This is a genomic window from Pseudoalteromonas rubra (genome assembly GCF_001482385.1).
Classification (GTDB): domain Bacteria; phylum Pseudomonadota; class Gammaproteobacteria; order Enterobacterales; family Alteromonadaceae; genus Pseudoalteromonas; species Pseudoalteromonas ardens.
On sequence record NZ_CP013611.1, the window covers coordinates 355,212 to 378,667 of the forward strand.

Below are 23,456 nucleotides of genomic sequence, written 5' to 3' on the forward strand. Positions count from 1 at the left end.
CTGTTTCTTTCATCACCTTTAAAGCGTTCAGTAACAATTTGTTGGCTGCTGAAAAGGCGCCAGTTGATGTTATTAAGAAATTAATGCGTGAGTGAGGCAGAATGGCAACAATGTAGGGCAAAAGCATGCTTGCACTATTTCATGAACGCGACTATAACTTTGAAGCAAATGTTATGAATTTGTATTCAATATGAAGATATTGAGCAAACCTCCAGTTGATTGCGTTCTATCAATGTTTTAAAATATGGAATATTGTATGCTCATGTTTGTTCTTAGGTTCAAGCGAATTTTTCTACTCAATGTTTAAGTTAAATAATAAAAATAAATTAAACAATCGATGCACAGGTGTTGTACATGACGCCTGTAATGTCGTTCGTACTTACTGTTTTTGTTAAACGGAAAAAGTGCTTTGTATAGGTATGATTAGCAATGAATAAGATGGAAAAAATTTTTGTAAGTGTCGTCAACAATCAAGACCCGTTACATAGTGAATCTTTTGAGTACCAATCCGTTTTTCTTAGTAAGGTCAGACCAGATCCAACTAACGGTCGCTTTTTGCCTTCCGTGTTTATTTCAGACGAAGACGCCAGGTTGTTCATAGAAAAGCGCTTATCTAAGCGGCAGCTGGTTGATAAGTACGAAGCTGAAGAACGTGTGATTATTGGTAAAAGTTGCATCATAAACTGCATGAAATATGGCTCTCAGGAATGGAGCAAAGCGCAAAAGAGCGTAGATACCATTATTGAGTTAGGTGATAACATTGCCGTATGCGAAATGATCCAGGTACCAACGATTTATCCGCTCGACAGCGGGGATTTTCAAATTCTGACCGGCCATAGACGATTTTTTGCGCTTGTGTATGCAAAAGGGTATGATTCATACGAACAGTTCAAGGTTTATGACAGAAAGCCGTTATTTACTAAGGTTAAGCAGTTTCAGGAGAACGCAAGTCGTGAAGATCTGCCTCAGTATGGAAAGTTACAGGCATTTCAAAATGCGCTAAGTGAGATTGAAGCGCTTAACAAGGCCCGTAAAGGCGCCGGGCAAAGAGCACTTACTATAAAAGAAGTGGCAGCAAACCTGGGGATCTCCATGGGAGCCTATGACAATTATAATGTGCTTACCCGTTACCCAAGTGTGGTCAAAGCTTATGAAGAAGGTAACTCTTTATCTTTTCGAAAAGCGAAAAAAATAGTGATTACTATTGAATCTGAATTTAAGCTTGCTGAGGGCAGAAAAGCGCTGAATGCTATAGACAAGCAGACTGTTTCTGAAACAATCTATGCGCGGATGACAGGTAAAAATCAGGTGCGTAAACCCGCCACTGATATGTATAAGCTTGAGCCAATTCGCTCAGCTAAGGCGCTGAAGATGCTATTAACCAGTGATGTTACACAAATCGACTGTGGTGTTAACTGGCAAACAGTGGATTGGGAAGATCATGCGAGCATTTCTTCTGCGTTGGTTCAGTTGAGTCAATATTTAAATCAAGATCAGTCGCAGGGCTGATCTGAGACTCTTTAGAGACACTCCATATTGACGCTGGCTATTAGTCGTTCAGTATTTTGACGTACACAATTCAGCTTGAAATATTCTTTATTTTATAAAATCAATAAGACAAATGTCTAACTTGATTAACACTAGATCCCTACCTATTACTGTATTACGCTGTTTCTGTTCGAAAAACATACAGCTTGTACGATGTCGTTAATTCGTTTGTTTTTCTGACTTTTTGTATCTTTACTGAGTACGTTTGTCTGGGTGCATTTGGCGTGACGTCATAACTTAAATAGATGCAAAGCCGGAGCTCACTGTATGTTCTGAACACAAAATATAACCTGTTAAGCTCGCTTGTTGATACGCGCTAATCCTGCATGTTGTTATTTGAGCAAGTTGAGAGGAATGTACAGGTTATGTTAATTCTAATTGCGTAGTTTATACATGAGAAGTAGTGAATTTGCAGTATAACGCCAGATCTCACGGGTGAGATCTGCCGTTATACTGCGTTCAGGAGGGAGAACTGGGCGTGTAGGCAAACGTATACCCTAAGTTTGCGACGCGCAGAGTATGTAATAACGATAGCTTTTTTCACGAAGGGGTTGAGGGAATGAAGAAAGAGTATTTAGCAAGAATGTTTGATATAGCGGGTGCGGAGAAAGTCGATATATTAACTTTAGAACACGCATTCAATTTTGTTCACGGGGGCGAGTTCGATGTGGTCCTGATGCGAGTTGAAGCTCAGGAAAGTGTTGATTTTTGGTGGGAGAGGCAAAGTGAACTCGGTTTGAACAGGCCTGAGTACTATACTGGTAGCAGGAACAAAGAGGCAACATCCAGCAAGTCACAGCGAGCCCTGGGTAGTGAGTGTAACGCAAGACCAAAGCGATATTTTAATTCAGCGAAAGGTGTCAATTCTGGGCTCAGGCAAACACCTTACTATACTTTCTTTGAACGAGAGTTAAATGTCAGAATACTGGAGCGTGATCAGGACCTGGAAATGCGTATCGCATCTCAGTGTGAGTACCCGCCGTCGACCGGGAAACATTTTAGCTTTACACCGCATGCAAATTCTATTTCTTATGCACATGCTGGTAATTGTTGGCCAGTAAAGGAAAACTGTTTGCAAACGGCCGCATTTCTTACTGTTGAAAATACAACAAATACAGCCGGGTTTAGGATCTGGGATTATCTGCCTGAAAGCCGTGGAGAACTGGATGAATTTATTGCGATGCATGAAAAGGATGAAGGCAGAGCTCTGGCGTTTCTTCAGCAGTTCAAAAGCCTGGAAATTAACCCTCAAGAAGGGGATTTATGTATTTTCAACTGTCGTAAAATGCACGGTATACCAAGCGCTAATACATTGAGAAAGACTATTGGTTCATTCTTCATTAAAGAAGACGGCTGGCGCATATTTAACTGAGCTGGCTTTGAAAAAAGCTAAGTCAGAAGAGAGCCCTGAAAATGGGCTTCGCAGCGTTTTCGATGTAAGTAACGAGCAAGGCGAGGTTGTTAAAAAACTCAAAATAAACCCTGGTATTTAGTCTTTATATGGTGGATTAATCTGACCAAAATAGCAGGCAGGCTTTGGCCTTCAAAACTGCCTAGCTTTTAAAGCTTCGCATGGAGAAAAAAGATGATTAAACCAAGCTGTAGGTTTCGGATGCAAAAATAGGCAATACACCAGCGCTAACAGGGCACCATGACCTTGAAGAGGTTAACCGTTTTTGGTAAAAAATATCGGTGTCATAGAGTATAGCTAGCCTATCCGGTTTCAGGCGGAAGTATATTCAATATTAGTAGAGTATGTTTTGTTTGTGTCCTAAGACACTTAACTGGCATGAGCTGCGCTATATGTAAGTTAACATGGCAGACTGTGCCATCACCAGAGCGTAATTTCCCTTATACTACCTCTAGGCTCAATGTTGTTCGCCTTCTGTTAAAGGTGTTTTGGTTGGCGTGTGATACTAACACCTAATCGGTTTCATCCATTTATACTTTTGTTACATGAAAAAGTAACAACTATCTATTTATTGATCTAGCGCAAAAAGCGCTCATTTCAAGTGGTATACAGTATTGGCGTGAAATAAATGCAACATTATAGGTATGAGACGGTAGAGATAGCCAAAGCTATATGCAAAAGAAAAGAATAAGCCAAACGCTGCACTGGTAAAATGCTAAATTATGACCTTGTTGGCCATCGAAACGGCACTGGTCTGAAGCACTATAAAGATCCACTAAACTACACACTTAATAGTCAAAGACTACGCGACTGGCTTTACCCACTAGTAGTATTGAGTTAAGCATTTTCCATGGTAGGGTACTCCTCCTTCAGTTTCTTGAGAAATTGATTTTGCACTTCTTCAAGTTTTATATGTATGCCTTCCCTGGTGTTGGATGCGCCTTGTAAGTATCCACTTTTGAAGGCTAGCTTAACCAGTTCATCGTTTGTCCGCATAGTCTATGCCTCTGTCAATTTGCTAGGGATCACAGGATAACGACACTGTAAATTACATAGAATACCTACCGTATGAAATACACATTGTGAAAGCAGGTATTACAAATAAGCCATAAAAAAGTAACATGGTATCCAGATACTTTAAAGTGATTTATGTTCAAAATATTTCTCTTTTTTGTTTCGTTGATGAATCATCTATTGGTGAGATACTAAGGGCTAGGGCTAAAGTATAATGGTTTTATAGATGAAGTTTGGTTAGGGGGAAGATTTGGACTAAGCGCAGAGCGAATTAACCTCTGTGGATACCAGTATATAGCCAGATGAGATTGGGGTTTATGTGCAAAGCTAGGTCAGAAAGGCAATTTGGCGTTTAGATTTTATGAATGTGCTAAGCCACCTATTGTCGATGGCTTAGCATCAAGAAGGCGATTATTGCGCCGCGGGAATGGCTGATAAAGTGCGATTTGTCTTTACGATGCCCAGCAGGCCAAAAAACGACACTGGTACAAATAACCATGCCTGAGACAGAATCTCGAAAGGCAAATTAAACACCTGTGCCATAGCTATACCCAGCACAGCAATGCAGAGAGTAAAGACCAAGGTTCCTGCCGCAAACAGTCTGTTATGCGCGTTCAATGCACACGCCAGATAGGCAATGCTCATGAATACAAGCTGTAGGGTGGTAATATGCCAACAGTAATACATGCCGTACTTGACAGTATCGGATATGGCACTGGATGCGAGCAGGGGGTCGGCAATATCTATTCCGCCCCATACACCATGCAAAAAGACAATTATTGTGCTGAGAATGGCCGCGATAAGATGGAAGGGGTTAATGTTTTTAGTCATTTGTTGAGTTTCCTTTGATAGAGGTTATAGTTTGTTTGTGTCGTTTTCAGGTGTCGGGTTTGATGGCAATTGGTTAACCTGTTTAACTGATGATGAACGCAGTCGTGCAGGAGCCAGAACCGATAAAATAATGAGTACGATCCCCACTGCTGCAACAGGGGAGGTGGGTTCAAAGAACAGCACATATCCAGTGATTGAAGCAAATACCAATCCGGTGTACTCAGCCGGGGCCAGCAAACTTGCGTCACACATTTGGTAAGCTTTAATAATCAGATATGTCATAACCACATATAGCACACCTAAAGCGCCGCCATTGAAAACCAAATGTGCTGAAACGGGCGTACCTTCCCACAGACACAGGGGGATCATCAGAATAATGGTGTATAAATTTGACCAGAATAAAGTTTCGAGAGGGTGTTCTTTGTGTGCAACGTACTTCATACAGGCATTATTAAGTGCCAATGCCAGGGCGGTGAGCAGTGCGACGAAACCATATATGTTAATTTGTGATGGATTGGTGATAATTAAGATCCCAATAAACCCGGCGAGCGCAGACATCAGCTTTTGAAAGGTATATTGCTCTTTGATCACAAAGTGGCTCATTATTACCAGAAAGATCGGGGACAGATAAACGATAGCGGTTACCGTCAACAGCGGCAAATTGACGATTGCAATCATGAAGGTGATGTTCCCGATAGCAATCAATACGCCTCTGAGCAGGTGTATACGTTTGTGTGCTGGTGGCTTCAATGCGCCAAACATTTTATATAAAAAAGGAATGACCAGCAGGCTTGAGGCCAGTTGACGATATAAGATGAGTTGGAAAAACGCGACTTCCGTTCCCATATACTTGATGATCACTGTGCCTAAAGTACTTAAAATTTGCACTGTTAACACTAAAGACAGCGCAAATAAGATGTGTGTATTCATCTTTATCACTTATTTTTTGTCACATTCACTATGTTGTGTCCAGTAGCCCGGAGACGCCGGTTTCGGCCCGGCGGATTAGGGTCACACTATCAGGTCAGTGTTGCGACGACCTCTACATAACAGGTTGAATTAAGCGTATGTGATTGACTCGCTTCAGCAATGAGTTGCGCGGGAATGGCATCTCGTTGGTCCTGAGTTATCCAGCCAAGTTCAACGGCCTGAGCAGGAAACTCAGCTTGTTGCCACAAAGAAACCATTGACTGGTACATTCCTTCTTTTTGAGCAAGGGTTGTAGCCTGTGACATACTGATATTAAACTCTTTGACAGAAAAGCCATTTTGCTCAAGCAGGTGTGCGAGGGACCGTCCTAAATCCGGGTTGGCGTCATTGTGGAAAAAAGAGCGCCTAAATAAGCCCATCACTTCGGCCAAAGCACTATCTGATGGGTAGAAAATATTGGAACCAAAGTCCACTTCTCTGAAACTAATGTAGCCTCCTGGTTTTAATACCCGGCGGATCTCTGCCAATGCTGCTTCAACTTCTTTGAAGTGCATCAAAATAGTGTGCCCGTATACTGCATCAAAACTGTCATTTTCGTAGGGTAGTTCAAAAATGCTGGCTTGCTCGAATGAACAGTTAACTACTTTGTGCTGCAATGCTGCTTCCGACGCAATGTCTAATTGAGAGCCTTCTTTGTCAATACCAATAATGTGGCAATCAGGTAATGCCTGAGCCAGTCCAATCGTAATTGAGCCGGGACCACAGCCTACGTCCAGAATGTGCATATTTGGTTTTGCATAGTTTAAAAATAATTTTGCATTATCCTGTGCGGTACGGGTTTTCATGATGTTCACCGCCGCATCATTGTAACCGAATGGATAGATTTTACCCACGTCTATTCTCCTTAAAGTACAGTGTACAAAAAGCGCTATCACTAAGCATTCAAGGCTGCCTGGGCCCAAGCAAGGAGGCTGCTTAGCAGCACACTTGTTATACATGTTAAAATAAATGGAATGAGCATTTACCCTATCGTAAAAAATAATTTGTGTACATGCTTTACATTATGAATTATTTGATGTCATAGTAATCACAGTTTAAGGGACAGTCGAAATCGCTCCCTTCTACCACCAATATCATATTTCATAATCAGGATGCCCGGCATCCTCGCGGCATCATTTTGCATGGATTTATGATTGTGCTCGTTTATGGTGGTACATAAAACGTAACAATACACCTTGTGCTGTTTATCAAAGCGCTTTCATGTTGCATGATGATTACTTCGTCAGCAAGTGTACACATTTGAAACTGATGAGATTAAAAGGATCCTAAATTGTCTGACTCACATAGTAAGGCCGCTGCTTCAGTGTTGCCATCCATTAACAGCGACGCTGTAAGCGAGCAGGACATTGACCTGATCATGTCTACAATGAAAGAACTGGTCATGGCTGAACACGCTGCGCTCAGCGAACCGCAGGACTACCTGTCTATCAGCCACCAGGTCGCTGAGTTATGTGATTCAGAAGACTCAATTTGTTCACAGGGTGTAGGGGTTGAGCGCGCTTTGGCGGCATTTGCTAGCTTGCTCTCTCAACAGGGAATACCAACGAATCACAAGGATTATCTTGCATACGTTGGTAGCGCGCCGACGCCAGCAGCTGCATTGATGGATGGCTTACTCTCATCAACTGGTATGATTGGTTCAGCGTGGTTAGGTGGCGCCGGGTTAATATGGGCAGAAAACCAAGCTTTGGATTGGCTCTGCCAGCTTATTGGCTTTGAAGAAAAAGCCGGTGGTAGCTTTGTATCTGGCGGTACGGCTGGTAATTTATCCGCGCTAATTGCGGCGCGAAGTGCTGCAAGGTCCAAGCGTTCCGGCTCAAAATTACAGGGTAACAATGAAGTCTTAGTGATCTGTGATACGGCTCATGCCTCAATCGTCAACTGTGCTTATGTGCTCAATATAGAAGTGATCCAAGTGGCTGCTGATGCCGAGGGTAAATTCAACGCGGCAGCGGCACAGCGTACCATTGAAGATCTCGTCCAGCAAGGTAGGGGTGATGATATAGTTGCGCTGGTCGCTTCTGCTGGCGCAACAAACACAGGTCAAATTGACGATTTGATTGGCCTGGGTGGATTGGCCAATGACCTGAATATTTGGTTCCATGTAGATGCAGCATATGGTGGGGCATTTTTGTGTATTCCTGAGTTAAAAAAGAAGTTTTCCGGGATAGAGCTAGCAGATTCAGTCATCATTGATCCACATAAGGGCTTGTTTGTGCCTTATGATTGCTGTGCATTACTGTATCGTGACCCTACACATGTGCCAGCAGCTTTTGAGCAAAGTGCTGCTTATTTGGATCAGATCAATGCAACTGCTGAATGGAACCCAATGCACTATGCGCTGCACTTATCACGCCGGGCCAGAGGTGTCCCTTTGTGGTTTTCTCTGAGTGTGTATGGTACAGAGGCGTATGCAAATACGTTGAACAAGCTACTTGATTTGACGCATCAAATTCGTGAACAAGTCCAGGCCACAAAAACACTGGAACTGATAGAACATACGGATCTGACCGTTGTACTAATCAGCTGCAACGATTGGCAACAGAATGATTATGAACATTGGAGTAACGCTTTGTTGTCTAAAGGCTTAGGTTTTGTGGTACCGACCCAGTATCAGGGGAAATCCGTGTTACGTTTGTGTGTGATGAATCAGCGCTTATCAATGGAAAAAATATCGTCCTTGCTGGCCGATATGGTGGCTTACAAAGCAGGAAAACAAGAGAACAAGCACACTTCAGACCTAAGTCGAATAGAGTGCTAGTGCGACAAGTGTTAATCTTTTAGTATGGTTTCAGGTTTAAAATACGTGCGTTTTTGCAGATCTCACGCGTGAGATTTGCCTTGAGTGTATCCTCATTCTATCGATAAAAATGTACAGGCAATTGAGCGTTTATCTGAGGCGCACCTATTAGAAAAGATTTCATCGTTCTCTACATTGAAATGAAAACGGGTTCATTGCGTGAACCAGACATATAAAAATTTAAATTCAGCTGTACGTATCACATTTTAGGCTTCTCTGTGAGGTGAACGTACGTTTAAATTATGACTAAAGATGAATAGTGAGGTTGGTTTGAAAACTTATGGCTTTACGATCAAGCTTCGTAATGAAGCTGCGAAAGAGCGCTACTTCCAGTATCACAAGTCCGTGTGGCCAGAAGTACACGATGCGCTTGATGATATAGGTGTTCGCTCGGTACAAATTTTCTTTATGGATGAGCTGACGTTATTCATGCATATGGAAACAGAAAATGACTTTGTGCCATATGACAGTTTTGCCGCGGCGATGGGGTTGCACCCCAGAGTTCAGGGTTGGGACGATATCATGCACATGGAATTGTTAGAGAGATGGCCAGAAAACGACAGCAAAACCGAATGGGCCGTAATGAACAAGATTTATCACTACGACACAAGAGACGTAGAAATAGAAGGAGTTGACCGATGAAATCTTATGGATTCAGCATTAATTTCAAAGACGATGCCAGTCGTGAACACTACGAAGCGCTTCATCGAGATGTTTGGCCTGAGGTGAAGGATGCCTTTGAGAAAATGGGCATTAAATCGATGCAGCTTTTTCATATGCCGCCTTTAAAATTGTTTATGTATATCGAAGCCGATGAGCGATTGGTTATTGAGCGCGACTTTAAACAGTATGTGAATATCGGCCCTAAAGTTAAAGAGTGGGATGAGTTGTGTGGAGGTTTATTAAAGCGCCTGGAGAATAACCAGGGGGTCACAGATTGGCTACCCATGGAAAAAATCTATGCGTATGACAGGCGTGATCATCGCGTCGAATTTTAACTTTATGCTACTTAGATACATAGTCAATGCATAAGTGAGTAAGTCTGGTGCATATATCCTTTTACTGCACCTAAAGTGTAACGTGTTAACTTTAAATTTACCTTTTGGCATTGACTAGGTATTAGGTATTAATTCGAGTGGGTAAAGCTGACAGATGTGTTTATGAAGCCGCATTGAGTCACTCAGGGTGAACTTAGAGCATGTGTTACTTTGCCTGAATTTCAATCAAATACAGCCGTTAGGATGTAGAATATTATGCAAATACTGGACGTGGTTGGCGTAGGTTTTGGCCCTTCAAACCTGGCCTTAGCGATTGCTATTGAAGAGTATAACCAAAGTGCCAATACACCTTTGTCGATGAGTTTTATTGAACGCTCAGCAGAGTTCATTTGGCACAAGGATATGTTGATTAAAGACGCCACGATACAGGTGTCATTTATAAAGGACTTAGTAACGCTGCGTAACCCTGCCAGTGAGTATAGTTTCTTAAGTTATCTGAAAGCACAGGGTAGATTGCTGAAGTTCTCAAATCTGAAAACGTTTAACCCAACTCGTATGGAGTTTTGTAAGTATTTTAGATGGGCCGCCGACAAACTACCTGGTGTTGTGCAGTATTCAAAACGTGTGATAGATGTGCAGCCTGTTGGCACTGAGTCAGTGAATCTATGGCAGGTATTTTATCAACATGTGGAAAGCGGTGAGATAGAGTCAGTGTTTTGTCGAAATCTGGTTATTGCGACAGGTGGAACTCCTAAATTTCCGGAGAATATCCAACCTTTTCCAGGTAAAATTTGGCACAGTTCCGGGTTTTTATCGAATATTGCGCAGTTTGAACACACAGGTACTCCATCATTTTGCGTTGCTGGTGGAGGCCAGAGTGGAGCGGAGATCGTCGAGTACCTGCATGCCAACTTCCCGCAGGCAACCGTGCATTCCGTCTTTGGTGGGTTTGGCTACAAACCGGCCGATGAAAGCAGCTTTGTGAATGAGATTTTTGATCCAGACGCAGTGGATGTGTTTTATAACGTCGCAGCTAAACGCCGGGATGCACTGCTTGCGGAGTTGAGCCAGACTAACTATAACGTCGTAGATATTGAGTTAATTGATAAGCTTTATCATATTCATTATCAGGAAGAGGTCGAGGGCGTGCCACGTTTACATTTTCGTCGTATGACTCGTGTCGAAGACGCCAAAGTCACATCGAATAAAGTCAGGGTGACACTAAGAGATATCCACAATGACAAGGCCGTAACAGAGCACTTTGATGCGTTGATTATGGCAACAGGGTATGAGAGAGCGTCTCCCCACCCTTTGCTTGATTCATTGTATGGCTTGATTGAGTTTGAGCAAAACAAGCCGATTATCTCTCGGTACTTTTGTGTCAAAACGCAAGCGCATGTTAATGCCAGGATTATATTGCAAGGGTTCAGTGAAAATGCACATGGGCTTACTGATACCTTACTATCGACTCTGTCTGTTCGCAGCGAAGAGATCTTGCAAAATATTCTTGATGTTCCCGTCAATAATGAAAGTGTAACTAAGCCCGCGGCGACGCAGGATAGCGCGGTTAAGGAGCGTAATTATGAATTCATTTGATGTCGTCGTGATCGGTGGTGGTGTGGTTGGAGCGGCAGCTTTCCATCGCCTGGCTCAGCAAGGTTTGAAGGTTGCTTTGCTTGAAAAAGACAGACTATGTCAGGGAGCAACTAGTTACTCTGGTGGGATCGTACGCTGTTTTCATTCGGATCCGGTGCTAAGTGATATGGCGGTACAGGGTTATCACTATTATCGCCAGTTTGCAGAGTATACCGACAGTCACTGTTCGCTCACAGAAACCGGTTTTATTTATCTGGATAAACCAGAAAGAAATCAGGCGCTCAGGAGTGAAGTTGACCGGTTGTCTTCAGTTGTAGAAATGCACTGGTTAACTGATCAGGATGCGAAAAATCAATTTCCTTTTTTGAACATCTCATCCGGACAAGGTGTTGTTTATGAGCCTGGTGCCGGCTATATGGACACCTATGAAACAACAATCGCCTGGGCAAAAGCGGGTGAGAGAGCTGGGGGCGTTGTGATTGAGGGGTGTCAGGTTGAAAGGCTGTTAATGGCAAAAGACCAGTTTCAGGGCTTACAAACCAATATGGGACCTATCTATGCAGCCAAGGTTGTGGTGTGTGCGGGACCATTGTCCACTACTTTATTAGAACAAGCCGGCTTACAGACCTCAGTGTATGCTCAGGAAATTCAGGTAAACCGATTTAAAAGTGACGTTTTCCCGAAACAACACCCGGCTTACATTGATGACGAATATAACCTGAATGGGCGTCCAGACAGAGAGGGCGCGGTCCTGGTCGGGTACCCGACATTTAACCGCCAACTGGACTTGCCTAAATCGCCTATTGCTGCAAACCACACTCAACTGATTTGCGAGCAGGCGGATAAGCGATTTAGCTGGGCTGAGGCCATGCAGAGTTTGGGAGGCTATCGGTGTTTAGATTCCTATACCCAGAACGGGCATGGAGAAATCAAGTTTGTGAACGAAAACGAGAACATTGTTGTCGCAGCCGGATTCAGTGGTGGCGGATTTAAGCTTGCCCCGGCGATTGCGCAACGTGTAGACGAATTAATAAATCATAAGTAACAAGGACTAAAGTGATGAACAAAGTAATTGAAGGTGTATTGCCAGTCTGTTTAACTCCTTTCGATGCAGCATACGATATTGACGAAGAGGATTATCGCAAGCAAATTGATCACGTATACAACGCCGGCGCTAATGGGTTTGTGATTGGCCAGGTGTCTGAATTGCTCCGACTCAACACCTTTGAGCGTCATAGTTTAATTGAACTGGCTGTTGCGCAAAACGAAAATCGGGGAATTGTTATTGCCAGTACCGGTGCTGAGAGTACCAGGAACGCCATTGACTATTCTTTGCATGCCCAAGACGCCGGAGTAGACTGCCTGCTACTTATGCACCCCACTACGACTGCGCTGAGTGAAGAGCAAATGTATAACTATTATCAGGAGGTGATCACTCGCGTGTCGATCCCAGTGATGATCCACCATGCTAAAAGTTATGCGAAGATCCCATTATCGCAGGAAAATCAGGCCCGACTGGTAAACGAGTTTGGCCAGGATAAGGTATTGTTCAAGCCTGAATCGTCGCCTACGCCGCCCAAACTCAGCATCTTGCGAGATATGTCAGAGGGTAAGGCGAAGATCTTTGAAGGTGATGGCGGCATGATGCTGCAAGACTGTTATCGACGAGGACTCGCGGGGACTATCCCGGCTGCTGACACCGTCGAAATTTTGGTTTGTCTGTGGAGTTTGCTCAAAGCAGATCGAGTTGATGATGCTCGAAATATTGCGCATGCACTGTCCTACCTGATGTGCCTGATGATGAATAGTGTCGATTGCTATCAGACGATCGGTAAACATACCTTGAAACGCCTGGGTGTATTTAAAAGTGATCGTGTACGCCCGCCGCTGGATTATATTCCGGATCAGGAAACGCTGAGTGAAGTTGACAGAACTTTTGACTACATTTACTCCTTGATGGAGCAGGTAAAATGGCAAAAATAACCTTGCTAGATTGTACCCTCCGGGATGGGGGGTATCACAATAATTGGGACTTTTCTGACAAATTTGTTGAGCAATATTTGGCGGTGATGTCTGGTTGTGGTGTCGATATCGTAGAGTTAGGTTATCGCGATGCAAATCCCGATAACCGTCGTGGGCGGTTCGCTAACTGTTCGGACGAATTCTTAGCAGGCTTACCTTTGCCGGCAGGTTTGACTTATGCCGTGATGTTAGATGCCAAGCAGGTCGTGTCGAGTACGCAAGCGCTCGATGAGTTCATGTGTCGCTGTATAAAGCCTGCAAGTGAGTCAGTGGTTGACTTAATGCGAGTGGCGATTAATTACAAAGAGGTCAGTAAAGTCAGTCCGTTGATCAGACGCCTGGCTGCGCAGGGCTACCGTGTAGCGCTCAATTTAATGCAAGTGACCAATGGCGTTTTAGCTGAACTATCACACAGCCTTCTGGAACTAGAAGAACTAGAGCTGGTCGAGTCAGTTTACTTTGCAGACTCGTTTGGTTGCATGACTCCGCTGGATATTCCAAAAGTGGTCGCCAGTATCAGAAAAGGATGGCAAGGAGAAATCGGTTTTCATGGTCATGACAACAAGGGACTGGCTCTGCTTAACGCGCTTGAAGCCACAAATACAGGTATAACCTGGATAGATTCGACGGTAAATGGCATGGGGCGCGGCGCTGGTAATGTAACGACTGAGTCGTTGCTCAATGCTTTATATTATGAGCGATATAAAGCGCATCATGGGCATATGAACCAACTGATTGCATGTCACATAGAGCCACTTATGGAAAAGTACAAATGGGGCACTAACCTGTTTTATTACATTGCGGCGGAGAAAAAAATTCATCCTATGTATATACAGGTGCTGATCGCGAATAAGCACCTGGACAGGATGGCTTTATTGGCTGTGCTCGACGAGTTAGCGCAGCACGATGCAAGCCGATTCCGGGCTGATGTTTTGGATATGTGTCTGGAAGCGAGTGTAGCTGAGCCTGCCTAAGAGCAGGTGCGATATAAGGGTGAATGTGTGAACAGAGTAGAGGATTTTGATGTTGTCGTGTTTGATATGGACGGTGTCCTGATAGACTCGAATCGTAGCAAAGTGCAAGCAATGCAACGCACAATTGACGAGTTGCATACCGAGCTGAGCGCGGAGTTTATTGGCTACTTTGAATCCAATTTTGGCAAATCAAGACAGCAACACTTTGGTGTGTATCGGGACATGCTATCCGCTCTGCTTGCGGGTAATTTGTTTGCAAAGCTGGACCTTGGGTTTTCCACCTACAGCGAAGAGGCGTATTTGTCTGCACAGGTGATCCCCGGGGTCAGGCAATTGCTCGCAATGCTTGAAAGTAAGGGGGTCACACTTTATGTGGCGACTGGCTCACCTCAGGAAAAAGCATGTACTGTACTTCAAGACAAAGGCCTGAGTCGATTCTTTAAGGCGATATATGGTGGACCCGTAGACAAAGTATCAAACCTTAGAAAAATACAGGGTGCCGAAAGTACCAAAAGGATCCTGTTCATAGGTGACTCAATTCAGGATATAAAAAGCAGTGAAGCATGTGACCTTAACTTTGCGCTGTTCGCCCCTTATTCATTACACAGCAAGGCGTCTCTCATGGCATTAAAAACAGAACGTTGGGTAGCTGAATTGGACAGCTTTGACAGTTTGTTACCTGACGAAACGCATGTTTAAGTGGGTAGGTTATGATGAAAAAGGTAAAAACGGATATTGCTTTAGTCGGCCCACTTAGTGGTCCTCGTTCAGATTATGGTCGCATGTTGGCTCAAGTCGCAGACAAACTTAAGCACAGCGAAGGTATTGAGTGCGAGTTATTTGACGATGAAGCTCAACCTGACGCTATTGCGGCTTGCACCAGTCAAATTATTGGCTGCGGTGCACGTGTTGTCGTGGGTCACCTCAATAGTTTTTGTGCAATGCTGGCTGCGCCTGTCTACCTTGAAAAAGGGATACCTCTGCTTTTACCGGCAGCAACCAAAGCTGAACTGACGCACTTTAAAAACGTATTTCGTATTTGTCCTGATGAAGGAAAAATGTTGGATATGATGGTGGCTGTGTTGGAAAAAACGCCACGCCTTGCGGTCTTTTGCGATGGTAGTCGCTACGGTGCACATCTTTTGCATTTACTGCGATTGCGGTTAGGGCGGTCGTTTTCTTGTGTTGATAAAAGCAGACTGGTTGTAGATACCCAGATAGACACTGTTCTGGCACTGGGCGTGCACCGTAACCTGGCTGAATTAATCTTACACTTGGATTTGAATAACAGAAGTACCAATGTGATTTGCTGTGATGATGCGGCAGTCGATGAATTTGAACACATGGTGGCGCAGACTCGTCAACGGGTTAGTGTGATCTATCCGGTTGGAGGGTTTGAGGAAAGTGTTGAGCGCGCCTTGAGACTTGCCGACCAGTGTATGATTGAAGCGCCACGTGAACCGATGTCGTACTTGCAGCGCCATCAGGGGTTTTGTGATCGGGAATACACGATGAGTGAATTTACACTCCGGCACCTCGACTTGCCCAACGCAGTGGTAAATGAATTTTATTAATATATTACTACCATGTGGCTTGTTTGCAGCTGTTTGGTTGGATGTTGGTGTCTTTTATGTTACAAACCAAATGGTTCTCATTTAATGTAGAACTTAAAGGAAAAGCTAATGTGCTTTGCATTGCGTGAAGGTGCAAAGACAGTTTAATTTCATTTTGCTAGGAAAGATCAAATGAGTTTTGAAAATAAAAAGGTTGTGATTACGGGCGCAAGTCCGGACTTTGGGCAAACTCTGTCTATATTGTTTGCTCAAATGGGCGCAGAGTTATTTTTATCAGCCAGAACGCTAGAGAAGGTTGATGCGACGGCTAAGTTAGTCAAGGAAGTGGTTCCTGATGCCAAGATATCCACATTTCAGGTGGATGTATCTAAGCCCGCTGATATTGAAAAGTTTGCCCATGGTGTTCAGGAAGTGTCAGGTGAAGTGGATATCCTGATTAATAACGCGTCTTACTGGCTCGATGGCCATCTGGCACAGGCTGATGATACAGGCATTGTCGAGACTATCAATTCAACGGCGACAGGTAGCATCTTAATGACTAAACACTTCCTGCCTTTATTGAAAAACTCGAAAACTCCGGACATTGTGTTTGTCAACAGTACAGCTAGCCTGGAAAACAACACACATTCGACAGTCAATGAAGCCTTCAGTGCGGCCAAATCTGCCCAGTCTACCTTTGCGGATAGGTTACGTCATCGCATGAAAGGACAAGGCGTGCGCGTTATTTCTGTTTATCCACCAAATTTCGATAATCCTTCGCCGTTAGATGACGAGCAGTGGAATGAGCGTAGATCGCACACAGAATTGAAGTACCTGACCGCACGCAACGTATTTGAGTGTATTAAATTTGCCCTATCTCAGGATCGGGTGTGCTCAATTGATAAGATTATATTAAGCAACAACAACGCGTCTGCGACGGAAGTGATTGACGAAGCGTAATCACTTTGACCAGGCAAGGCATACTTAGTGCTTTGCCTGATCATTTAACTAATCAGTCGACAAGGACTGCGTTTCAAATGAGCCAGATAATGACGGCGAGTCGTTGTAAATGGCTCATTACTACTGACTAAAGAAAAATATCCCTTTAGGTACAGGTCATTCAGAAATGGACAGAGTGATGTATGCGGCGCGCGTACAGGTAATGCTGTGTTCGACTAAAAGCATGTCTGGTGCTTTTTTGGTGCCAGAATACAAACTTGGAATATGGGAAATGACTTCACAATTCAAAGACAAGCGAGTACTCATTACGGGAGCCAGTCCGGATTTTGGTAGAATTCTTGCGATCCGTTTTGCTCAGCAGGGCGCTGAGGTATTTTTGGTTGCCAGAACGATGGAAAAGGCTCAGCTAACAGCTGCTATGGTTCACAATTTTGTTCCTGAAGCCAGGCTACATTGCTATGGCGCAGATATGTGCTTTGCCGACCAAATCACGTTACTCAAATCTCAACTGGAGAAAGACACCGACCATATAGATATTTTAATCAATAATGCAGGGTATTGGTTGCAAGGGTCGTTTTTGTCTGCCAAAGATGAAGATATCGTACAGGCAATAAGCTCGACACTCACAGGCTCCTCGTTAATGACGAAAAGCCTGTTGCCATTGCTGGCGCGTTCTCACTGCCCGGACATTGTGAATATCTCCTCTGTGAGTGCGCTACCTACAACTTCAGAGCCGGCACATGAAGCCTATTCAGCGGCGAAAAAAGCAATGGCCACCTTTGCTTCACGGATCCGTGACCGGATGGCTGGAAGTGGATTGAGAGTGATGACCATCTATCCGCCTAAATTTATTAATCATAGGCCCACCGAACAGGGGGAATGGCAAGAGCACGCACAGGCAACTGAACAGCGCTATGTGACAGATAAAGATGTGTATCAGGCCATTAATTTTGCACTGTTACAGGATCGGGTTTGTTGTTTGAGCGATATCTATATGAGTAATAACGCGTAAATACGAGAGTGGGGGCGTTAAAATGCAGGTCAAGGAATTAAGTAAATCAGAGTTAGAGAAGTTCTACAATGTATATTATCTAGGGCTTGATGAAGGCCTTGGAAAACCACTGGACACAGCACAGGGGATGGTGGGAATAGTCTCTGCGGGGACAAGTTCAACACCACATGCGCATCACGAAACCGAGTTTTTCATAATATTAACCGGCCAGGGGGTGTTTGATCATGGCAACGGTCAATGTGAAGCGATTGAAGCAGGGACTTTAATACTGTCAGAGTCTTTCCGTCGCCACAGTATCATCAACACCGGTAGTGAAGACCTGTTTTTTGTGAGCATTTGGTGGCGAGAAGCAGAGCTTGAACGCCAGGCTTTAGCTGGTCAGGCGATACCTGTGTTACCACGTAAAGCGATGTTAATCGCGACCCCACCTACGCCCAACGGCAACTTACATTTAGGTCATTTGTCTGGTCCCTATTTAGCGGCGGATGTGATGAAACGGTACTTGGTGTCTAAGGGAGTAGAGGTTAACTATGCAACTGGTTTAGACCGCAACCAGAGTTATGTTCCACTTAAGGCACAGCAACACGGACAAACCGCGGAACAAACTCTGACGCATTTTAGCGAAAGTATTAAGCAAACTTATCAGCTGGCGGGGATTGATTTAGATTTGATTATCTCGCCTGATGAAGCAGCTGACTATGATGCATATATTCAGGCTTTCTTCACTCAGTTGCACAGTAAAGGTGTGCTAATTGAGAAGGAAGAAGATGCTTATTTCTGTGATCAAACAGGGGAGTACTTGTTTGAGGCGTATATTAAAGGAACTTGCCCTCACTGTGGTGCCGGATCTGATGGGAGCGCCTGTGAACAGTGTGGACTGCCTAATCAATGTGTGGATCTGATAGCACCGCAATCCAAGTTTGGGAGTGAGAAGCTCTTGAAAAAGCGCATCAAGCGACTCTATCTGCCTGTACATAAGTACATGGCTCAATTGAAGGCATTTTGGCAAAATACAGGTATGAAAGCGCATCTGATGCAGTTATGTCATGCATTGGAAGCCCATGATGATCTGGAAATCGCAGTCACACACCCGACCCACTGGGGGATCAAATCGACCATAAGTGGCTATGAAGATCAGGTTTATTATGTGTGGGCAGAAATGGCCGCGGCATTTATTTATATGTCTGAGCAACCCCAGTTCGCAGAGCAGTGGTCTTTGCAAGAAGGTACCAATTGGGCCGACTCGAGTGATGCAAAGCTGATACACTTCTTTGGGTTCGACAATGGCAACTTTTTCACCGCGCTCTTCCCCTGCTTATGGTGGGGCTATAATGAGAAAATTAAATTTCCCGACCGCTTCATTACTAACGAGTTCCTGTGTTTGGAAGGCGAAAAGTTTTCAACCAGCCGTGGCCATGCCATCTGGGGTAACGAGTTCTTTAAAAAGAATAATCCAGATATCGGGCGCTTCTATCTGGCATTGAACAGTCCTGAATCTTTCCGGTCTAACTTTAGTCTGGCTGATTTTCAGCAAAAGTCTCAGTATCTTTGGGCTGGCAAGTTTAGTCGGGTAATCGGCGACTTCAATACGCACCTGTCCATGCATGCACCTGGTTCAGAGACCTTGCCCGAGGCAGGGGCCTGGAATGAACAGCATGTGGCCTTTTATGATGACTTGCGCCATTTTGCCGAAAAAATGGAGAAGAGTTACCATCCTGAGCGATTCTCGCTTCACAGTGCGGCTAATACACTGGTGTACTTTATAGAAGCTTTGTGGCATTTCTCTCAAAGTGAACAATACCTTTTCAACACATTGGGTTTTAAGAACCAGGCGCGCACTAGTCTTCAGCTCAGAGCAACCGCTTTGGTGTACTTGGGCTATTACGTGTCGCCGCTGATGCCGAAACTGGGAGAGGACTTGCTTGCTGCATTTCAGGTTAGCGAGGTTAACTGGGAGCATGTTAACTCTATGGAATTGGCGATTAAACACTACAAGAAGTTGGACGAAGGCTATTTTTCAGCGTATCGCTCTTTTGAGCGTAAAAGTAGCAATGAAGCGCTTGCTATATAGTGTGTAAAGCGAGAAATTAGATTACAAATCATTAAGGAGAAGAGCGTGAGTGCGTTTTATGATTTAACTGTACGAGATCTCACGGGTGAGATCTTGCCTCTTTCGAGTTATGCCGGGAAGGTAGTCATGATAGTAAATGTGGCCAGTGAATGCGACTATACACCTCAGTATAAGCAGCTACAGAAAACTTACGATACTTTTAAAGATCAAGGGTTTGAGGTTTTAGGTGTACCGTGTAATCAGTTTTGGGCGCAAGAGCCCGGCGATGCCGCACAAATCAAATCCTTTTGCGAAAAAAACTATGCCATTACATTTAAGCTTACCGAAAAAGTGGATGTAAATGGAGAGAACCAGTGCCCGTTATATCATTTTCTAACCAATGAACGGTCACCTAAGCCAGGTCAGATAGATTGGAATTTTGAGAAGTTTATCATTGATAAAACGGGTCAAATCGTTGAGCGATTTGCGCCAGAGCTCGACCCGTCAGATAAAGCCATTCAGGATAAGATACAGGCCTATTTAGCCTAGCATTTAAAAGTACATAAAAAGATATAAGGAGAAGAATATGAAGGTACGTCCAGTTATCAATTTCTGGTTTGATGAAATCGAAGAAGATAAGTGGTGGGAAAAGGATGAGCAGTTTGATGCGTTGCTTCGGGAAAAGTTTCTTGAACTACATTATGCGGCTGTCAGAGGTGAGTTGTTTGAAGATCGGGATAACCCGTTTGGCAGACTTCAGGAAATCATTCTGCTGGATCAGTTTTCAAGAAACATGTTCAGGGGAACACCTCAGGCGTTCAAGAACGATACTCAGGCCCTGGTCCTCTCTCAGGAAGCCGTGCGCGCAAACGCCCAGGTCGATATGGCACCTGATCAGAAAGCATTTTTGTACATGCCATTTATGCACAGTGAGTCATTGGTGATCCATGACACTGCGATGAAGCTATTCGCCGAACCTGGCCTGGAAGGCTACTACGACTATGAAGTAAAGCACAGAGAGATAATAGAAAAGTTTGGTCGTTATCCTCATCGCAACAAAGCACTGGGCAGGGACTCTACAGAAGCAGAGTTAGAGTTTATCAATAGCACCAGCGACTTTTGATTTTAAAAACGATCTAAAGGGGATTAATAATGTTTAGTCATATATCTGTAGGGACGAATGATCTGGATAAAGCGATGGCGTTTTATGATGCCGTCTTTTCTGAAATTGGTGTCTCCAGAGCAAAACAGGGGGATGGTTGGGCTGCTTATGGCGATTATGGTGAGCTCGGTATTGGCGTGTTCTGGCTATTTAAACCATTTAATGGCAATCCTGCGACTGCCGGCAATGGTACCAACATAGCCTTTATGGCGCCCACCAGAAAGTCCGTTGATGCTTTTTATGCTGCGGCGCTGGAGAATGGCGGAGAATGTGCAGGAAAACCGGGTATTCGCGAAGAGGATCACCCGAATTTCTATGCAGCCTTTATACGCGACGTTGACAACAATAAGATTGTCGTTGTTTGCCATGATCCAGAATAGAGTCATTCGACTCTGGACATTTACAGTAAATAATAACATGTTGTGAACGACAGGCTTGCCTGGTGATATATGAGCGATGGCACTTATATTGCCAGGTACAGTCCAGGTTGGTGATAGATTGATATGAAATGGCTATCTTGTATGCCATGGATATGTCGTTAGTCTATTTTAACTGTACTAGCACAAAACTTAAAAGTAATAGGACGATAGGATGATCACAACACGAAGGGCAACTACGAAAGATATTGATGCAGTCAGTGAGCTGTTTAATGAATACCGAATGTTTTATCAGCAAGGAACCGATCTTGCCCTTGCTCATGAGTTTATTTGCGAACGGCTCGAGAATCAGGAGTCAGTTATTTTTATCGCACTTAATGGATCTGAAGAGGTGCTGGGCTTTACGCAGCTGTATCCGAACTTCTCCTCTATCTCAGCGAAGCGAACCTGGACACTCAATGATCTGTATGTCCTGCCGAGTGCAAGGCGACAGGGGGTGGCTAAATCTTTGTTAAATGCAGCGAAAGATCATGCTCTGGAGACACGTGCGAAAGGGTTGGCGTTAGAAACCGCAGAAGACAACTTACAAGCGCAGTCCCTGTATGAGTCGTTTGGATACACTAGAAGCACCGGCTTTTTTAGCTATTTTCTCAGTACTGACTGATTCTGCGCGTTGTAAATATCTGAGCGATCTGGCGGGGTATTACCTGTGCACCCCGCGATAGCGTGCAATCACGCTTCACTCTATACCGAATTCGGTATTACCAGTAAGGCTTTTTCATGAAGACGACACCGCATTGGTTGCTCGTTTGTTCGCTGTGCATCAAATAAGCCTGCCGCAGGGCTTCCGGGATCCAATTTTTGGCCTGATTTGATGCTAAACCTGTTTATGAGTGGTTGTTCTGATTTCGGTAGACAATGAGATGGTTGCGCAGAATTTCACCTGATTGACTTTTTATCTGAGAAAAAGTCAGGAAAGTTCCACGAAGAACTTGCTTTGAAAAGTGCAGTAATGTGACTGCGGAATTTTTGAGAAGTATTAGCTAACTTTATGATTTAAATGTTTTTCACCTTTATTTTTGTTGTCTAAATGTTAAAGGTGATCTTGGTTGTATTGCGATATTTGAAATATATCGGTCAAAGTAGCTTGTTGAAAAGTAACTTTACATTAAAATAATTTACGTAAAGACTTGACGCATTAAGATACTTTATGGCAACTTAAATGCCAATCCAGAGCAACACACATCTGGTTAAGTTTTGGAATAAAAAAGCGCTTGCAGGTGATAGAGCAAGTAACGGAAAAACACATAGTCACTAGGGTTGAGGGAAACATGAAAGAATTTAAGGCAAGAATTTACGATTTCGACGGCACTGCGAAAACGGACTCTTTATCACTTGAGCATGCGTTTAATCTTGTACATGGTGGTGAATACGATGTCATTTTGTTACAGGTAGAGTCGCAAGAAGGTGTCGAGTTATGGTGGGGAAAGCATGACGACCTGGCAATGAATGGCCACCGTTACCACACCGGTATCATGACGAGCGGAATGACATTGGGCAAGTTACAACGGGCTACTAATGAGGAATATCAGGCGACGTCGGAGCTATATTTTAACTCTGCAAATGTGGTTAACGCAGCGCTTAAGCAAACGCCTTACTTTGAATTTTTTGAACAGGGTCTGAGCGCAAAAACACTGGAAGTGGAACCAGGACGTGAAATGCTGATTGCATCGCAACGTGAATATCCGCCTTCAACTGAAAAGAATTTTAGCTTTGCGCCACATGCGGACTCTATCTCTTATGCACGGGCAAATGATAGCTGGCCAATAAAAACCAGTTACCCACAAACGGCTGCCTTTATAACGGTACAAAATGCCGCAAACGAAGCTGGTTTTGTCATGTGGGATTATTTGCCAAGTAGCCGCAGTGAGTTGGATGAGTTTATTGCGCTGTATGGCAAGGATGAAGCACAGGGGATGGAATTCCTGGCGCAGTTTGAAAGTATGGAAATCAATCCGGAAGTTGGAGAGCTGTGTATTTTTAATTGTCGCAAAATGCATGGTATCCAGACTTGTGACACGTTACGTAAAACCATCGGCTCGTTCTTTATAAAGAAAGACGGCTGGCGCATATTCGACTGAGTAAATTATGAAAACAT

22 protein-coding genes are annotated in these 23,456 nt (G+C 44.0%); 19 read left to right on the forward strand and 3 right to left on the reverse strand.

Translation table 11 applies throughout. From position 1 onward, the window contains the following. Positions 1-438: 438 nt before the first annotated feature. The gene (locus AT705_RS01555; protein ID WP_335339062.1) at positions 439-1,509 is read left to right on the forward strand and encodes a hypothetical protein; all 1,071 of its coding nucleotides are present in this window, start codon (positions 439-441) and stop codon (positions 1,507-1,509) included. A gap of 598 nt (positions 1,510-2,107) precedes the next feature. After that, positions 2,108-2,920 carry a hypothetical protein gene (locus AT705_RS01560; RefSeq protein WP_082668888.1) on the forward strand — a complete coding sequence of 271 codons (813 nt, stop codon included), beginning with the start codon at positions 2,108-2,110 and terminating at the stop codon, positions 2,918-2,920. Positions 2,921-4,384: 1,464 nt separating this feature from the next. Here AT705_RS01560 and AT705_RS01565 read toward each other — a convergent pair. The 3 genes from AT705_RS01565 to AT705_RS01575 all read right to left on the reverse strand — a co-directional run bounded on the left by AT705_RS01565 (position 4,385) and on the right by AT705_RS01575 (position 6,627). Further along, positions 4,385-4,804 carry a hypothetical protein gene (locus AT705_RS01565; RefSeq protein ID WP_058795195.1) on the reverse strand — a complete coding sequence of 140 codons (420 nt, stop codon included), beginning with the start codon at positions 4,802-4,804 and terminating at the stop codon, positions 4,385-4,387. 24 nt (positions 4,805-4,828) lie between these two features. Beyond that, positions 4,829-5,734: a DMT family transporter gene (locus AT705_RS01570; RefSeq protein WP_058795196.1), complete on the reverse strand. Its 906-nt coding sequence runs from the start codon at positions 5,732-5,734 to the stop codon at positions 4,829-4,831. An 89-nt stretch (positions 5,735-5,823) separates the two neighbouring features. After that, the gene (locus AT705_RS01575; protein ID WP_058795197.1) at positions 5,824-6,627 is read right to left on the reverse strand and encodes a methyltransferase domain-containing protein; all 804 of its coding nucleotides are present in this window, start codon (positions 6,625-6,627) and stop codon (positions 5,824-5,826) included. Positions 6,628-7,064: 437 nt separating this feature from the next. Between AT705_RS01575 and AT705_RS01580 the strand changes: the two genes are divergently transcribed. The 17 genes from AT705_RS01580 (at position 7,065) to AT705_RS01660 (ending at position 23,439) form a co-directional block, all read left to right on the forward strand. Then, positions 7,065-8,555, forward strand: a complete 1,491-nt coding sequence (locus tag AT705_RS01580; RefSeq protein WP_208856753.1) for a pyridoxal phosphate-dependent decarboxylase family protein — start codon at positions 7,065-7,067, stop codon at positions 8,553-8,555. 291 nt (positions 8,556-8,846) lie between these two features. Continuing rightward, positions 8,847-9,236, forward strand: coding sequence for an L-rhamnose mutarotase (locus AT705_RS01585; protein WP_049865250.1), 390 nt, complete (start codon positions 8,847-8,849; stop codon positions 9,234-9,236). Then, positions 9,233-9,592, forward strand: a complete 360-nt coding sequence (locus AT705_RS01590; protein WP_058795198.1) for an L-rhamnose mutarotase — start codon at positions 9,233-9,235, stop codon at positions 9,590-9,592. Before AT705_RS01585 ends, AT705_RS01590 begins: the two co-directional genes overlap by 4 nt. Before the next feature lie 255 nt (positions 9,593-9,847). Continuing rightward, positions 9,848-11,188: a lysine N(6)-hydroxylase/L-ornithine N(5)-oxygenase family protein gene (locus AT705_RS01595; protein ID WP_058795199.1), complete on the forward strand. Its 1,341-nt coding sequence runs from the start codon at positions 9,848-9,850 to the stop codon at positions 11,186-11,188. Next, positions 11,175-12,233 carry an NAD(P)/FAD-dependent oxidoreductase gene (locus AT705_RS01600; protein ID WP_058795200.1) on the forward strand — a complete coding sequence of 353 codons (1,059 nt, stop codon included), beginning with the start codon at positions 11,175-11,177 and terminating at the stop codon, positions 12,231-12,233. Before AT705_RS01595 ends, AT705_RS01600 begins: the two co-directional genes overlap by 14 nt. A gap of 14 nt (positions 12,234-12,247) precedes the next feature. Next, positions 12,248-13,171: a dihydrodipicolinate synthase family protein gene (locus AT705_RS01605; protein ID WP_049865255.1), complete on the forward strand. Its 924-nt coding sequence runs from the start codon at positions 12,248-12,250 to the stop codon at positions 13,169-13,171. After that, positions 13,159-14,184: a hypothetical protein gene (locus AT705_RS01610; RefSeq protein ID WP_058795201.1), complete on the forward strand. Its 1,026-nt coding sequence runs from the start codon at positions 13,159-13,161 to the stop codon at positions 14,182-14,184. The genes AT705_RS01605 and AT705_RS01610 overlap by 13 nt, the downstream gene beginning before the upstream one ends. A gap of 27 nt (positions 14,185-14,211) precedes the next feature. Next, the gene (locus tag AT705_RS01615; RefSeq protein WP_058795202.1) at positions 14,212-14,883 is read left to right on the forward strand and encodes an HAD family hydrolase; all 672 of its coding nucleotides are present in this window, start codon (positions 14,212-14,214) and stop codon (positions 14,881-14,883) included. An 11-nt stretch (positions 14,884-14,894) separates the two neighbouring features. After that, complete coding sequence (locus tag AT705_RS01620; RefSeq protein WP_157576627.1) at positions 14,895-15,758, forward strand: ABC transporter substrate-binding protein; 864 nt, start codon at positions 14,895-14,897, stop codon at positions 15,756-15,758. Positions 15,759-15,929: 171 nt separating this feature from the next. After that, the gene (locus AT705_RS01625) at positions 15,930-16,697 is read left to right on the forward strand and encodes an SDR family NAD(P)-dependent oxidoreductase (RefSeq protein ID WP_049866204.1); all 768 of its coding nucleotides are present in this window, start codon (positions 15,930-15,932) and stop codon (positions 16,695-16,697) included. 271 nt (positions 16,698-16,968) lie between these two features. After that, positions 16,969-17,709, forward strand: a complete 741-nt coding sequence (locus AT705_RS01630; RefSeq protein WP_167551967.1) for an SDR family NAD(P)-dependent oxidoreductase — start codon at positions 16,969-16,971, stop codon at positions 17,707-17,709. Between the two features lie 22 nt (positions 17,710-17,731). Continuing rightward, the gene (locus AT705_RS01635; RefSeq protein WP_058795205.1) at positions 17,732-19,780 is read left to right on the forward strand and encodes a class I tRNA ligase family protein; all 2,049 of its coding nucleotides are present in this window, start codon (positions 17,732-17,734) and stop codon (positions 19,778-19,780) included. 45 nt (positions 19,781-19,825) lie between these two features. Continuing rightward, on the forward strand, positions 19,826-20,308 hold the full coding sequence (locus AT705_RS01640) for a glutathione peroxidase (protein ID WP_058795206.1): 483 nt from the start codon (positions 19,826-19,828) through the stop codon (positions 20,306-20,308). A gap of 37 nt (positions 20,309-20,345) precedes the next feature. Next, positions 20,346-20,882 (forward strand): DUF924 family protein, encoded by a 537-nt coding sequence (locus tag AT705_RS01645; protein ID WP_058795207.1) that lies wholly within the window; start codon positions 20,346-20,348, stop codon positions 20,880-20,882. 29 nt (positions 20,883-20,911) lie between these two features. After that, on the forward strand, positions 20,912-21,301 hold the full coding sequence (locus AT705_RS01650; protein ID WP_058795208.1) for a VOC family protein: 390 nt from the start codon (positions 20,912-20,914) through the stop codon (positions 21,299-21,301). Between the two features lie 211 nt (positions 21,302-21,512). Further along, entirely contained in the window at positions 21,513-21,962 is a 450-nt protein-coding gene (locus AT705_RS01655) for a GNAT family N-acetyltransferase (RefSeq protein WP_058795209.1), read from the forward strand. A 667-nt stretch (positions 21,963-22,629) separates the two neighbouring features. Further along, positions 22,630-23,439 (forward strand): hypothetical protein, encoded by an 810-nt coding sequence (locus AT705_RS01660; RefSeq protein WP_058795210.1) that lies wholly within the window; start codon positions 22,630-22,632, stop codon positions 23,437-23,439. Positions 23,440-23,456 lie beyond the last annotated feature (17 nt).